The organism is Candidatus Binatia bacterium, from assembly GCA_036504975.1.
Classification (GTDB): domain Bacteria; phylum Desulfobacterota; class Binatia; order UBA9968; family UBA9968; genus JAJPJQ01.
This window is the reverse complement of the sequence record DASXUF010000108.1, coordinates 1-14,342: the sequence shown is the minus strand read 5'-3', so window position 1 is coordinate 14,342 and position 14,342 is coordinate 1. Positions and strand designations below refer to the sequence as shown.

Here is a 14,342-nt window from a genome sequence, read left to right as displayed (position 1 = left end):
AATCCGAAGGCAGTCTGTTTTATAACATGCAGGTTGCGATGAATGCCACGAACACCGTCCGGGTGAAAATCGACGCGCTCGCCTACGGGCCGTACGGAGTCGCGCGCCACGATGGCCGGGTCATCATGACGCCGATGGCCATTCCGGGCGACGAAGTAGAGATCCGCATCGTCGAGGAGAAAAAGAACTACGCCGTCGGGGAGTTGGTCAGGCTGATTCAACCATCGCCGGATAGACGGGAGCCCCCCTGCCCGTACGTCGGCGCGTGCGGTGGTTGCCCGTGGCAGATCATCCGGTACGAGGCGCAGCTTGCGGCGAAGACAAAGAGCGTCGAGGACGCGCTCCGCCGCATCGGCAAAATCGAAGGATTCGAGTTGCTGCCGATCCTCCCCTCGCCGCAGGAGTATCGCTATCGCCGCCGCATCCGTCTTCACAGGGACGGCGACGGACGGCTGGGCTTTCACCGCGCCTTCAGCCACGACTTGATCGAAGTCGCATCCTGCCTGATCGCGACGACGAACGCCGACCTCCGTCTACAAGACGCCAGAGAGTGGACCGTCGGGCTCAAGTCGCGGATCGTCGAAGTGGAAATCGTCGAAAGCGATACGGGCGATCGCGTCGTGCTGGTGGGAAAAGTCGATGGCGACATCGCCTCTCAAGACGATGCGCTGAGCGCGCGCTTCCTCGATTCGCATAACGAAGTCGGGGGACTCGTGCTCTTCGGACGCGGCTGGAGACGCGCGTGGGGCGAGGGAAAAGTCTCAGTCGACTGCGGCGCCGGCCTGACCATGAAGGTGGACGCCGAGGTCTTTATTCAGGCGAACCGCGAGGGCAACCGGCGGCTCGTCGGCGAGCTTTTCGCGTGGGGCGCGTTCGCCAACCGCGACCGCGTGCTCGAACTGTACTCGGGCGCGGGAAACTTTACCCTGCCGATCGCCCGCCGCGCAACGGAAATCATTGCAATTGACGGCGATCCGCGGGCGATCGATAACGGCAGAATCAACAGCCAGGCGAACGGTTTGGAAAATATCCGCTGGGTTCGCTCTCACGTTCCCAAGGCCGCCCGACACCTCAGCGAAAAGCGCGAAACGTTTGCCAAAATCATTCTCAACCCGCCGCGCTCGGGCGCCAAAGGACTGGAAGGCGACCTGGCTTCGTTTGGAGCGGAGAAGATTTTCTACGTCTCGTGCAATCCCTCGACCCTTGCGCGCGACCTCGCGGCGCTGGGCACGAAAGGCTATCGGGCCAAGCGCATCCGGCCGGTGGATCTCTTCCCGCACACCTTCCACGTCGAGACGCTCGCGGAGATCCTTCGGGGATAACATAAGAGGAAGCGCCGTTCTAAAGACTCTTTACAAAAAGGCCGGACTCCCTCTACAATCTCCATCCGGCATCTGATATAAGGTTCGTCACCGCACAGGAGGACCGCATGAGCCAGGCAAGGAAAACCCCGGCGCCCAAAGTCACCATCATTGGGAGCAAGGGGGCCGATCAAGCGATCAATTATCTATTGGAGGACCGTCACGAGTTGGAATGGCTCGTCGCGGTGGGGCGCACCCGTGACGGCGATATCATCTTCTACGACAGCGGCGGCGACATCATCCAGGACCTGGGCGCGCTCGAATACGTCAAGGAAAGGATCCTCAGAGATTACTTCGGCGATACTGAGGACTGAGACTTGATTCCTACCTCATTTCTCCGGCGCGCCGATCGCTACGACGAAGTTCTTACCCTCCCAGCGATCGCCGTCAGTCCAATAAAACGTGAAGCGGACCGGGGCCCTCTGCGCTCGCGGAACCGGTATGTCGAGATAGTGGATGCCGAGCGCGGTGCCGAGCGCGACACCATCTTTCGGTGTCGCCCACTCGTCGAGAGTCCAACGAAGCCTGAAGGATGAAGACGCCTGAATCCGGAGCGTATGGCCCGCCGCCACGGACCTTACCTGGCGATTGAATTTCCAAATCTCCAGGCCCCGGCGCCTTTTGTTATTCGAGTAACGATCGGCCACGGCCGCAATGCGGTCGAACACCGCTTCGTCCCACACCGACCGCAAGAGCTTCATGTACTCGGCGTGCGCCCACATGAGCGGCATCGCCGAACCCGTGGGCTTGCCGAAATAAAGTTCCAAGTCCGGCCGGTCCGCTTGATCCCAAACCTGCTCGGGAAGCATCCCGCCCTTCGAGGCGAAGCCTTCGATCGCGCGAATTAAGTGCTTCACCTGCCGGCCCGCCGCGAATTCGTAGTGGGCGCGCTCGCCCGTGAGCAAGGGCCACGCCCTGCCCCGCCCCCAGCCGTTAAATCCGCCGCCGGTCTCCCGTTGACCGTAACCGTCGTAATTGTAGCGCCGCCAGCACGGCCCGACGGGAGTTTCTACCTTGAGAACCGCGTCCACGACTTCCAGCGAGTCTTCAATCAGAGGATCGCGCGGCTTGCGAATGCCGTAGCGAACCAGCTCCAAAAATCCCGCATCGACGATGTCTTTGGCCGCGAACTCGAACGGCTCTCCCGGCGGCCGATTGCGAATCGCAATAATTCCCAGATTGGGGTCTTCCACCGGCTGGTCATTTTGCGGATCGACCGGATGAATCCGAATGAAGTGGCGGGAAATTCCCGGGACCAAAGAACCTTGAGTCGTCACCGTCCAGCTCTCGACGCGCGATTCGAGAAAGTCGGCGTACTCTTCGAGCAACCGCGCGCTCGCGCCGTCGCCGCCGACCCGCGCGAAATCCGCGGCGCAAATCAACGCGGCGATATTCGCCGCCAACGTCGCGGGAGAATAACCGCCGTTCTCTTCCCAGCGCTCCTGCGGCGTGGCCGGGCCACGCTCGACCAGATAGCGCGCGGCCTTCAAAACCATCGGGTAAGGATCGAACTCCTGGAGCGCTCCGAGCTCTTTCAGCCGCCAAGCGAGCATCACCGGAAACGACACTTCATCCAGTTGTATTCCGTGCCAATACGGCTCGCCGTCGATCCAAAAATTTTGGTTGAAGCCGCCGTCGGACCGCTGCGCCGCCGCCAAATAGATCAGCGCCCGAAGCGGGGTCTCCGCATCGCCGGTCGACAGAAGCGCCATCGCGTTCTGGCATAGGTCGCGCGTCCAGACGAGGTGATAACCTCCCAACCCTTCCTCGTCGCTCCGTTCCTCCCCCCAGGGAATACTCAACGAGGCGATGATCGCCCCGGGAAAGGTTTTGTCTTCGTGCGCGTGGAGCAGCGTGTGGCTGACGCAGTAAAGGCGGCCGTCGTCGCCGGAAACCTGCTCCAGAGGAAAGATGTGGCAGCGCGCGCGGCGCCACTGCTCCTGGTAGCGCTTGCGCTGCTCTTCGAAGTGAATACCGAGCGATTGCAGGAGTGTGGTCGTGGCGGCTTGATAACCGGGCCCAAAGGCGAGACCGAGGGTGAATGACCGCGATGCCGAAAGGTCGATCTCTCCGGTCAGCGCGACGTTGCCGTCGTCGGCGAAGTCGAATGCCCAATCCATGCGGAAATTTTCGTGCAGATCGGTCCAACCGTCGCTCGAGCCGACGTAGCCGCACGATGTTTTTTTAAATGGCGCGGTCGCGCCGAGAGCGAGATACGTGTCGTTGCGAAAGGCGACCAGAATCGTTTTTCCGCAAACCTCTACTTTGGCGGCGTTGTTGCCCCATCCCCGGCTCTCGAGATGAGGCGCGACGAGAACGTAGAGGTGGAGCTTCTTGAGAAAATCTTCGTCGCCTTCGATGCGCGTCTGCATAAGCACGCAGGGAAGGTGCGGATCGGCGATGACCTCTTTGACGATTCGATAACGCCCCCGCGGCTCCCGATTGGTGATGCGGAACGCCGGCGTGTGATGATCGACGTATTCCAACTCGGTGGAAAGATCCCGCTTCTCCTCGTGAAAAAAGCTCTCGCCGTCCGTGATGAGATATTGAAGATCCCGGATCTGCGGGGAATCGACCGTGGGGTAATAAACTTCGTTGAGTATGCCGTGGGAATGAGTAAACCAGACGCGGCTCGCCGTATGATAAGCGGCGCCGACGCCCTCCTTGGTGCTATGGGTCCAGGCGGGCGCTATTCCGGGATGGCCAAAGGCGCGCTTTCCCTGCAAGAGGGTGTGCAAAAACTATCCCAAAAAGAACGAGCGGTAATGGCGCCGGCGCGGCGTGCGGCCAACAAAAAATTAACGCCGCGGCAATACGTCGTGAAGTTTGCCGAAAGCGCTACCAGTGCCAGACTTGATCGTGCTCGTCGATGAGCTCGGGAATCCCCTGTCGCTTGATCCTTCGGACGCCGCTCAAGAGATCGTCGTCGGTCAATCCCCGCTCGCGCGCATCCTCTTCGACCAGATACATCGAGACGCCTTTCTCCATCATCTTCTCGATGTCTTTGTCGATCTCCGGCGGGTGCGTCATTTTGATCTCGCCGAAATGCAGACCCGACGCGTCCTGGCCTTTGGCGCCGTAGTTCACCGCGTTCGCGCGTAAGAGAAGCGAGATGTCCGCCCCGGCGTTCTTCAGCATGTGGGTCAGCCAGAGGATCGTGTCGTCCTGCTCTTCTAAAGTTCCCCGGTAGGCGGTTTCGACAATATTCAAAATCTTCGGCATGACTTCCTCCCTCGCTTACTTGGTCGGGATGACGAGCGTTGCGCTGCTCGCCGATGAGGCGTCGAGAAAATCTTTCGGTCCTCCGCGCCGCGGCCCTTCGATCCAGTCGCCGGCGCCGCGCTCGTCCACGCAGAGGCCGCAGTTCACCCAGTCGAGCTTCGCGTCTTTTTCCCTCGCCAGCTTGAACAGCGCGGAGACCCAATCCTTCGTCGTCGGGTGCGCTTCCTGCTCGACGGAGGTTCCCTTGACCGGATTCGGATGGGGCGCCTGCGCCTTCATGGTGAGATTGACGGCGCCCTCGTAGGCAAAGACGTTGACGTTGTGCCCCTTCTCCAAAGCGGACTGAACGATGCGCAGCGCGGTCGTCGAGTTCGCAGACTCGTAAGGAGCATCCATGATCGCCACCGTCACTGTTTTTCCAGAAGCCATAATTCACCTCCAGATCGTTAATGCCAAATTGCTTTCGTGCCCGGCTCGAGGAGCAAATCCACGAGCCGGTCCGTGTCCGCGGTATCGACGCCTTCGGCGAGCCGGCGTATTCCGCGCTCTTTCAGCGAGAAGCGATCGGCGACCACCTTGACTTTGTTCTTGATCAGATCGGAGATGACGCCGTTGTACTTCGATCCCTTGCGCGCCGGAAGAACCCCATTCTGTATGAGAAACAGCGTCGCCTCGTTCCCTCTCTTGGCGATCCCCTGGACCAGACCGGCGAAATATTCAGAGTCCGCGCTGTCGAAGGGATCTCTCGATTCGATCAGTAGATATTTTGCCATGACGGCCCTCCTTTGAATGGCTCGTGAGTTTGATCGCGAATATGCGGCGGATCTTAACTTTTCATATACCAACGCGATCGTCTGTCAAGGGCCCGGCCGCATTTCCTGAAAAAGCAGGCGGGCTATCGGCCGAGCTCGAACATTTTTCTGAGCGCCACTTCGGCGCGGGCGCGAACGTCTTCGTCGAGGGTGATCTCGTAGCGCATGCGCTGCAGAGAATCAAGGGTATCTTCCAGCGTGATCATCTTCATGTAGCGGCAGAGCTTGCAGGCTTTGTAGAATTTCTTCTCGGGCAGTTCGAGCAGCAGCCGGTCGGACAGGCCGCATTCGGTCACGACCAGAAACTCAGAAGCCGCGCTCTCCGTCGCGTACTGGACCATGCCGCTGGTGCTCAAGACGGCGTCTGCCAGCGCCAGAACGTCCGCGCGGCACTCCGGATGGACGAGAACTTTGACGTGCGGGAGCTTCTCTTTGACGTTCATGATCTCATCCGGCGTGATTTGATGATGGACGTAGCAGTTGCCGTCCCCGGCGATGATTGTCTTGTCGCTGTTCTGCTGCACGTAGCGCGCGAGGTTCTCGTCCGGGACGAAAAGAATGTGCCGGTTGGGCAAGGCATTGACGACTTTTGCAGCGTTCGACGAGGTGCAGCAAGCGTCCGATTCCGCTTTCACGTCCGCGGTCGTGTTGACGTAGCTCACCACGGCCAGATCGGGATAGAGCCGACGCAGCTCTTCTTTGCGCTCGGCGAGGCGCTCGGCCGTGACGCTGTCGGCGAGCGAACAGCCGGCGCGAAGATCCGGCAGCAGCACGGTCTTCTCCGGGTTCAATATCTTCGCGCTCTCGGCCATGAAATGGACGCCGCAAAAAACGATGAGGTCGGCGTCGATTCGAGTCGCTTGCCGTGCCAACTCCAGCGAATCGCCGATGAAGTCCGCTACCTCGAAGATCTCCGGCCTCTGGTAATTGTGGGCGAGGATCACGGCGTTGCGTTGCTTCTTGAGCCGGTGGATTTCCCGGATCTGCCCGGCGAATTGTTCGCAGCTCTCGGGAGTGTAGGCATGCGCATCTTCCAGACGCGCGAGGTGCTCGTAAAGCTCGCGCGGATTTTTTTGTTCGACGTAAAGCGACGATTCCATGCCCTGGCCTCCGCGAGTTAGCGTAAAAATTACACTAGTTTGGTGTATTCTTTACACGAAGGCGGAGGGCTGTCAAGAGAGGTTTATTCCCGGTACTCGGCGCCGTCGATCGGGAGCCTGGTTCCGATTCCCCGCTCCAGAGCGCGCCGGTAAAGAAGCGCGCCGATCGCCTGATCGCCGACGCCCCAGGAAGCGTTGTTCTTGAAGAAGCTGATTTGCCGCTCGCTGATCCGGCCCGGCACTTGGCCGCTGAGCAGATCCATGAAATCCCACACCTTCTCCCATGAGATGATTCCCTGCTGAATGGGATCCCAGAGAATCCCGGGCTCGTCCAGCCTTTCCTGCTCTTTTGAATTGCACGCAATGATATCGGCGCGCTTCAGCGTCGCGTCGTCGACTTCCCGCCGTTTTTGCCTGATGAAACCCCCGCGGAGGAGCCCGATATTGCTCGAAACGATCGAGCAGAGATGCATTCCCGGCTCCAGCCAGTTGCCGTCGAAAGTAGGAACGTTCGCGTTTGTAACCGAGAGAAGAACGTCGACGCCCTGGATCGCTTCCCGCGTGCTTCCGACCGGCCGGACTTCGATGTCGAGAAGCTCGGTCATCTCCGCCGCAAATTTCGCGCGGTTCTCAGGCGTGGGACTATAGACCTTGGCTTCCTCCAACCCGGGAAGCACCGCCTTGCAGGCCACAAGCTGGCAGCGGGCCTGTCCCCCGGAACCCAGAATGCCGATGCGGCGCGAATTCTTGCGCGCGAGCAGCTTCACTCCCACCGCCGTCGCCGAGGCTGTGGGAACGGTCGCTACATTGTTGACCTCCGGAAGCTCGCGCACTCTCACCTCGCCGATCGTCACGGCGAGAAGCTCCGAGTTATCCGCATTGTAAATCACGCGCACCGGACGGCCGCGCACGGCATAGGTCTGCCGGCCGTCGGCATGGATAACCACCTGCTCGCAATGGGTGAGCAATCCTGTTACCCCGGCCGAGGCTGGGGCGCCCTGATGGACCGTCACTCGCGCGCCCGACGGAGCATGCACGCGCCGGCGCAACGCGCCGAGCTCACGATTCCCGGCCCAATCTTTGAGCCCCTGCTCCATCGCTTCCACGGCTTCCTTCATCGTGATGAGGCCGGTGATGTCGTCCGGACCAAGCAATAAAATCATAGCGTCATCCTCCTTCGAGTCGAGGCTTCCTTACTATGGATCATCGTTTCAGTCAAAGAACGCGCTCGCGAACAAAAGTTCATTGACTCACCGCTGCGTCTAGTTTACCTTCCGTTCATGCGCGCGCCTTCCATCGCGACCGTCTTCGGCCTGGGAGAACTCTCGCCCGAAAAGCGCAGGGCGCTCGCGCTCGTCTACGGCTCGAGCTTGGCGCTGATGATGGGCTTCAACTTCATCCAACCGGCCCTTCCCGCTCTGATCGAGCCGTTCGCCATCAGCGACTCGGCCTTGGCGCTGATCATGACCGTCTTCACGGGGCCGGCGATCGTCCTGTCGCCGATCTTCGGAATCATGGCGGACCTTTACGGCCGGCGCCATCTGCTGGCGTGGGGACTGATTCTCTTCGGTCTCAGCGGCGCCGCGATGGCGTTCGCGCCGACGTTCGGCTGGCTTCTCACGTTCCGCGCCATTCAAGGAATCGGTTTCAGCGCGGTGATCCCGCTGACCATTGTTCTGATCGGCGACCTTCTCGAAGGAGACTACGAAATCGGCGGCCAGGGCCTGAAGGTTTTCATCGACCGCGTCGGCTATCTTATTTTGCCGCCGCTCGGCGGTATCCTCGCCGCTATCGCATGGTTCTGGCCGTTTCTCCTTTATTTCCTCGCCGTGCCTATGGGACTATGCTGCCTCTTGTGGATGCCCGAAACTAAAGGGACCCATCACGACGACAACTGGAAGTATCTCAAAGACATGTTCCGCCTCACGCGCCACCCGCGCTTGATGGTCGCGTTTTGCGGCGGCTTCCTGAGATTTTTTCTCGACTACGGATTTCTCACCTACTTGCCTCTTTTCGTCGTGCGCACGCATTCGGTCTCGACGGCGACCGCCGGGCTTCTCTACGTTTTCTTTTCCACCGGCGCGATGCTGACCGCGAGCCAGGCAGGAAGGTTGGCGGCGGGGCGGGACAAAGCCAAACTGCTTTTTATCGCTTTCGTCGTCTGCGGCATCGCGATGGTCGCCGTGCCGTTCATGCCCGGAGTCTGGCTCGTCGGCGCCGTGCTGTTCTTCTACGGCCTGGGCAACGGCGTGATCTCGCCGATGCAGAAGAGCCTGCTCACGCAAAACGCGCCCGCCGAGCTGCGCGGCGGAATCATTTCGTTCGACCGATTGCTCCAGCAGGTATCGAAGACTCTTTCCACGACTCTCGTCGGTATTCTTCTCGTCGCGACGAGCATCCCGACGATTTTTTGGCTGCTCGGCGTTCTTTCTATCATCAGCGTCGTCCTGATGGCCGTCCTGCTGCCGAAGAGAAACTAAGCGGATCGGCAGCTTTCCTCTTGCAACCCGCCGATTTAGCATTATCTTTACAAAGATGGCCGAACGTGACTTTTACAAAATTTTGGGCGTCGAGCGCGGCGCATCTCAGGACGAAATCCGCAAGGTGTACCGCAAGCTCGCGCGTAAGTATCACCCCGACATTAATCCGGGGAACAAAGAAGCCGAAGCGAAATTCAAAGACATCTCCGCGGCGCACGACGTCCTAAGCGATCCCGAGAAGCGCAAACTCTACGACGAGTTCGGCGAGGCCGGGCTCGCTTCCGGATTTGACGCGGACAAAGCCCGGACTTACAAGCAGTGGCAGGAGCAGGCTTCCCGTACAGGCGGATCGTACGGTGGCGGCTTCAGCGCGCAGGAATTCGACATCAACGATCTCGGCGACATCTTCGGCGATCTCGGTGGTATATTCGGGAGAGGCCGCCGCCAAACGCAAACCGGTCCCGTGCAGGGCCAGGATATCGAAGCGGCGATGGACATCGACTTTCTCGATGCCGTGCGCGGCTTTCAAACCGCGCTGTCGCTGCAGCGTCCCGACGGCGCGGGCAACGCGCAGCCGGAAACGATTCGCGTCAACATACCGCCGGGAGCGGAAACCGGGAGGCGCATCCGGATCCCGGGAAAAGGCGGACCCGGCGTTCGCGGCGGACCGCCGGGGGATCTCTACATCACTCCGCGAATCAGGCCCCATCCCCTGCTCACGCGGGAAGGCAGAGATCTCACAATGGACCTCCCGATTACCATCGGCGAAGCGATCCGCGGCGCGACCGTCGAAGTGCCAACGCCGACCGGCCCGGTAAAAGTAAAAATTCCGCCGGGCGCGCAGAGCGGCCAGCTTCTGCGCGTCAAAGGCAAGGGAGTGCCCGCGCACGGGAAATCGCCGGCCGGAGATTTATATCTGCGGCTGATGGTTCAGGTGCCGAAGAACGGCGTGCCCCGGGAAGCGGTGGAGAAAGTCGACCAGGCTTACGACGAAGACGTACGTAAAAACTTGCGGCTATAGAACGAGAGCCAACCATGGCACGAAAATACCTTCGCATCGCGGAAATCATCGACCTCTGCTGCGTCGACGAGGACTTCATCCGGCGCCTGGAACAGGAGAGCCTCATCACTCCCATCGTGCGCGACCGCCAGAAGCTCTATCCGCTGGAAGAGGTCGATCGCATCCGCGTCGCGCATCTCCTCATCGAAGAGATGGGCGTCAATCTCGAAGGCGCCGAAGTCGCGCTCCACATGCGCGAGCAGATGATCGCCATGCAGCGCCGGTTCAACGAATTGCTGAAACGCCTGAGTCGGGAGTTGAAGAAATAGGAGCTTAAGAGATAGACGGCGCGATCCTAGCTAAGAGGACTGCGCCACCGCCCGATCGGCCGCCGGCGCGTACATTTCGTCCGCGTATTGCTTCAGCATGCGGCGGGCGCTGAAGTGCGGCGTCACCGTGCGGATCGCTTCCTTCACCATTCGCACCCAGCGCCGCGGAATATTCTCGGAGTCGCGTTCATAGAAGTTGGGCACCACCTCTTCTTCCAACAACCGGTAGAGCGCGTCGGCCTCCGCCGCATCCACCGCGGACGGATCGCCGTCGGGGAGGCCGCCGTCGATGAGCCATCCGTTGGCGCCCGTGTACCCTTCCACCCACCAGCCGTCGCCGGTGCTCAGATGGAGAACGCCGTTGATCGACGCCTTCATGCCGCTCGTCCCGCTCGCCTCGAACGGCCGGCGCGGCGTGTTGAGCCAGACGTCGCACCCTTGCACGAGAAAGTGCGCGACGTGCACGTCGTAGTCCTCGATGAAGGCGATGCGACCGCCGAACGACGGATCGGCGGCGCGCTTGTAGAGACGCTGCAAGGAATACTTGCCGCGATCGTCCGCAGGATGGGCCTTGCCGGCAAACACGATCTGGACCGGCTTTCTCAACGCGAAAAGAATGCGCGTCAGCCGCTTGGGATCGTGAAAGATAAGCTCGGGCCGCTTGTATTCGGTGGAGCGGCGGGCGAAGCCGATCGTGAGCGCGGTCGGATCGAGCAGAGTGCCGGCCGCCACGACCCGCGTTGCGCTCACTCGCTCTTCCATCCAAAGCTGGCGGGTGCGCTCGCGGATGAAGGCGATCAAGTAACTTCGGAGCTGCTGGCGAATATTCCACAACTCTTCGTCGGGAATCGCCAAGATGCCGTCCCAGAGGGCCGGTTCATCGTGGCCCCCGCGCCAAGCCGCGCCCAAGTGGCGATCAAAGAGCTTGGCCATATCAGGCGCGATCCATGTAGACACATGCACGCCGTTCGTCACCACTTCCACGGGTCGATCGCTCTCCGCGGTCCCGGGCCAGACCGGCGCCCACATGTCGCGCGTCACTCGCCCGTGGACGCGGCTCACTCCGTTGACGGCACCCGCGCCGCGAAGCGCCAGAGCCGTCATGTTAAACATCGACCCGCTGCCGTTGTTATACGTCCCGAGTTTCAAGAAATCCTCGCGATACTTATCGAGCGCCCCCCAGCAAATCTTTAGATTGGCCTCCACCGTCTCGATCGGATAGACGTCGTGGCCGGCGGCGACCGGTGTGTGCGTGGTAAACACGGTCGTGCCGCGGACTTGTTCCAACGCTTTGTCGAAGCTCTCCCCGCGCTCCACGATCTCGCGCGCGCGCTCCAAGACCACGAACGCCGCGTGCCCTTCGTTGAGGTGCCACACGACCGGATCTTGACCCAACGCACGGAGCGCCCGGACGCCACCGATGCCGAGGATGATTTCCTGCTGCACGCGCGTGCTTCGGTCCCCGCCGTAGAGCCGCGCCGAGAGCTCGCGGTCCCACGAAGAGTTTTCTTCCAAGTCGGTGTCGAGCAGATATAATTTCACCCGGCCGACGCGAACGAGCCACACCGCGACGTGGACCGAACGGTTGCCGAGCGGCACCGGAAGGATGCAGGGCTTGCCGTCGGACGACAGCGCCGGTTCGATCGGCGCCTGTTGCCAGTTCAACTGCTCGTAGACCTCCTCCTGCCATCCCCCGGAGGAGATTTGCTGATGGAAATACCCCTGGGGATACATAAAACCGACGCCCACAAGCGGTAGACCGAGGTCGCTCGCTTCCTTGCAGAGATCGCCCGCAAGCACGCCCAGGCCGCCGGCGTAAATCGGCAACGAATTATGAAGCGCAAACTCCGCGGAGAAGTAAGCGATCGGACGCTTCGCCAGATGCGGATATCCACGCGACCACCATGAATCTTCGGACGTCAAGGCTCTTTTGAGAGCCTCCATCGCGCAATCGTAGACGGCGAGAAAAGAAGCGTCGGCGGCGGCCTGCTCCAGCCGCTCGCGCGGCACCATCTGCAGCATGCGCACCGGATTGTGCTCGGTTAAGCGCCAGAGGTGATAGTCGAGTCGCCGAAATACCTCGCGACCTTCCTCATTCCAGGTCCACCAGAGATCGAACGCCAACTTGCCGAGGCCGCTGATTCTTTCGGGCAAGACGGGAAACCCAGTTGTCGATTCCATGCCGACGTATTCTAACATTCAATCGCGGGGTTTCAACGTCACTTTATTTACCCGCTTTTTTCCGGGGTCCAATCTTAGCGATTCTTGGCACTGACTTTGCTGCATAAGCCGATTAGGGGCGAACCCCCTTAGAAATGATCAAAAATGTGCGGACGAGTGCCGAAATCCGTTAAGGTTAAGAACCCTAAAAACCTAGGGGGTCAACTAAGCCTGACACTCGTCGGAGGCGATTAGCCATGGAAGATAAAAAGCTTCAAGAGATCAAGGCCCGAGTTGAGGAGGTTAACAAACTCTTCGGTCAAGGCTCAAACGCGCAAAATTTGATACAAAATGATGTCCCCATGCTGGTGGCCGAGATTGAACGGCTAAAAGTTCAGCTGAAAGATGCCAGCGTCTGTTCCCATGGGAGCTTATACAAGGAGCAAAGCTGCATTACGTGCTTCGGCGACGGCACGGAAGAGAAGTTGCGTTGCAGCGCCTGTGCCGCTCTAACGTGGCATCGTGGCGGAAAGTGCCTCTCCCACGACAAGTCTGCGCCGAAGCCTTACGCACTTTTAAAAGAAGAGCTACAGGAATTACGGAGCCAATTGCAGGTGGTCCAGGAAGGCTGCTCGGCCCGAGTGGCGGAGGCGGAAGAGCGTTTGGGGGGAATCGCGGCCGCCTGCAATATCATGAGAGAGTCGTTGGAATATGTCCGAGGCAGGATCGGGACAACGTTTGTCGGTGAGTCCCTTGAGAAGATCGACAAAGCCCTCTCCTCCACAACCATAGCTTCCCCACCCAACCACAAGGGCGCGAATTCCCATCCGGTTTGAATTGATTTTCGTAGCGCCCGGGCTCCAACTCACAAGGTCTTGAACAAGCACAGGCGCTCGTTCCGCCCCGATGGCGGGATGTTCTTTCTGTCTTAGCTGTCTCGAGGCTTGTAGCTCTGAAGAGCGATGGAATCTTCGGTACGGAGCACTGGCTGACTTTCCTGCAATTGAACTTCCAAGAAATCGATTCTCTGATCCGCCTTTGATTTTAGATCTGCAAGCTCGGCATTGCGCTTGGCCATGAGGCTCAGAAGCCCGTCTTTATGATTGACTTGTTCTTGGAGCTGTTTGAGCTCCAGGATCTTTTCTTTCAGCTCCAGCTCCAGCGACTTTTTCTGATTGGCGTCTTGAGCCTGGGAAACTGGACGATCTTTTTGTCCCTGATTTTTCAGCGCCTGGGCTTTTTTCTCCGCCTCTTCCGCTCTTAACTTGAAAGCGGCGATCACTTCGTCGCGCTTCTGTAGAAGACTCTCCCTGTCCTCCAAGCGCTTTTCGAGCTCATCGATTTTGGCGTTCAGCTCTTGCTCCAGTTTTTTCTTGAGGGCCGAAGTCTCCGTATGGGCATGGCGCTCGGCTTCCTCGGCCTGGATCTTCAGCGCATGCGCTTTCTTCTCAGCCTCTTCCGCCTTCGACTTGAAAACGGCGATCTCTCCAGCGCGCTTCTGCAAAAGAGTCTCCCTGTCCTCCAAGCGCTTTTCCAGCTCGTCGATCTTGGCATTCAACCCTTCTTCCACTTTTTTCTTGAAGGCCGCTCCCTGGACGTGGAAACTCCGTTGAGCTTCCTCGGCTTGAATTTTTAGCGCCCGGGCTTTTTTCTCCGCCTCTTCCGCCTTGAGTTTGAATGCCGCAATCTCAGCGTTGCGCTTCTCTAAAAGACTTCCGCGGTCTTCCAGTCGCTTTTCGAGATCGCCGATCTTGGCATCCAGCTTCTTCTTCAGAACCGACGCCTCCGTGTGGAGATCGCGATGATTTTCCTCGGCCTCGGCCTTCAGCGCCTGAGCTTTTTTCTCCGTCTCTTCGAGCTTTTGCTTGAAAGCGGCGA

At 59.7% G+C, this 14,342-nt stretch carries 14 protein-coding genes; 6 read left to right on the top strand and 8 right to left on the bottom strand.

The window, feature by feature from the left end:
• Positions 1–38 precede the first annotated feature (38 nt).
• Both rlmD and VGL70_14540 read left to right on the top strand, forming a co-directional pair.
• The gene (gene rlmD / locus VGL70_14545; GenBank protein HEY3304747.1) at positions 39–1,322 is read left to right on the top strand and encodes a 23S rRNA (uracil(1939)-C(5))-methyltransferase RlmD; all 1,284 of its coding nucleotides are present in this window, start codon (positions 39–41) and stop codon (positions 1,320–1,322) included.
• Between the two features lie 107 nt (positions 1,323–1,429).
• Complete coding sequence (locus tag VGL70_14540) at positions 1,430–1,675, top strand: hypothetical protein (protein HEY3304746.1); 246 nt, start codon at positions 1,430–1,432, stop codon at positions 1,673–1,675.
• 15 nt (positions 1,676–1,690) lie between these two features.
• Here the strand turns inward: VGL70_14540 and VGL70_14535 are convergent, their stop codons facing one another.
• The 6 genes from VGL70_14535 to VGL70_14510 form a co-directional block, all read right to left on the bottom strand.
• Positions 1,691–4,099 carry a glycoside hydrolase family 15 protein gene (locus VGL70_14535; protein HEY3304745.1) on the bottom strand — a complete coding sequence of 803 codons (2,409 nt, stop codon included), beginning with the start codon at positions 4,097–4,099 and terminating at the stop codon, positions 1,691–1,693.
• Between the two features lie 100 nt (positions 4,100–4,199).
• Positions 4,200–4,583 (bottom strand): DsrE family protein, encoded by a 384-nt coding sequence (locus VGL70_14530; GenBank protein ID HEY3304744.1) that lies wholly within the window; start codon positions 4,581–4,583, stop codon positions 4,200–4,202.
• 15 nt (positions 4,584–4,598) lie between these two features.
• Complete coding sequence (locus VGL70_14525; protein ID HEY3304743.1) at positions 4,599–5,012, bottom strand: DsrE family protein; 414 nt, start codon at positions 5,010–5,012, stop codon at positions 4,599–4,601.
• Positions 5,013–5,029: 17 nt separating this feature from the next.
• Positions 5,030–5,356 (bottom strand): DsrE family protein, encoded by a 327-nt coding sequence (locus VGL70_14520; protein HEY3304742.1) that lies wholly within the window; start codon positions 5,354–5,356, stop codon positions 5,030–5,032.
• A 122-nt stretch (positions 5,357–5,478) separates the two neighbouring features.
• Positions 5,479–6,495, bottom strand: coding sequence for a quinolinate synthase NadA (nadA, locus tag VGL70_14515; protein HEY3304741.1), 1,017 nt, complete (start codon positions 6,493–6,495; stop codon positions 5,479–5,481).
• 83 nt (positions 6,496–6,578) lie between these two features.
• Positions 6,579–7,658: an ornithine cyclodeaminase family protein gene (locus tag VGL70_14510; protein HEY3304740.1), complete on the bottom strand. Its 1,080-nt coding sequence runs from the start codon at positions 7,656–7,658 to the stop codon at positions 6,579–6,581.
• 117 nt (positions 7,659–7,775) lie between these two features.
• On the opposite strand from VGL70_14510, the gene VGL70_14505 reads away from it, so the two are divergent.
• From VGL70_14505 to VGL70_14495, 3 genes are read left to right on the top strand one after another with little or no spacing between them, the layout of a single operon-like run.
• The gene (locus VGL70_14505; GenBank protein ID HEY3304739.1) at positions 7,776–8,975 is read left to right on the top strand and encodes an MFS transporter; all 1,200 of its coding nucleotides are present in this window, start codon (positions 7,776–7,778) and stop codon (positions 8,973–8,975) included.
• A 55-nt stretch (positions 8,976–9,030) separates the two neighbouring features.
• Positions 9,031–9,996, top strand: coding sequence for a DnaJ C-terminal domain-containing protein (locus VGL70_14500; protein ID HEY3304738.1), 966 nt, complete (start codon positions 9,031–9,033; stop codon positions 9,994–9,996).
• A gap of 14 nt (positions 9,997–10,010) precedes the next feature.
• Positions 10,011–10,304, top strand: a complete 294-nt coding sequence (locus tag VGL70_14495) for a chaperone modulator CbpM (GenBank protein HEY3304737.1) — start codon at positions 10,011–10,013, stop codon at positions 10,302–10,304.
• Positions 10,305–10,334: 30 nt separating this feature from the next.
• Here the strand turns inward: VGL70_14495 and glgP are convergent, their stop codons facing one another.
• Positions 10,335–12,485, bottom strand: a complete 2,151-nt coding sequence (gene glgP / locus VGL70_14490; protein HEY3304736.1) for an alpha-glucan family phosphorylase — start codon at positions 12,483–12,485, stop codon at positions 10,335–10,337.
• Between the two features lie 236 nt (positions 12,486–12,721).
• Between glgP and VGL70_14485 the strand changes: the two genes are divergently transcribed.
• A complete protein-coding gene (locus VGL70_14485) occupies positions 12,722–13,300 on the top strand; it encodes a hypothetical protein (GenBank protein ID HEY3304735.1) in 579 nt (192 codons plus the stop codon).
• A 92-nt stretch (positions 13,301–13,392) separates the two neighbouring features.
• Here VGL70_14485 and VGL70_14480 read toward each other — a convergent pair.
• A partial coding sequence (locus VGL70_14480; protein HEY3304734.1) for a hypothetical protein occupies positions 13,393–14,342 on the bottom strand: 950 nt, incomplete at its 5' end.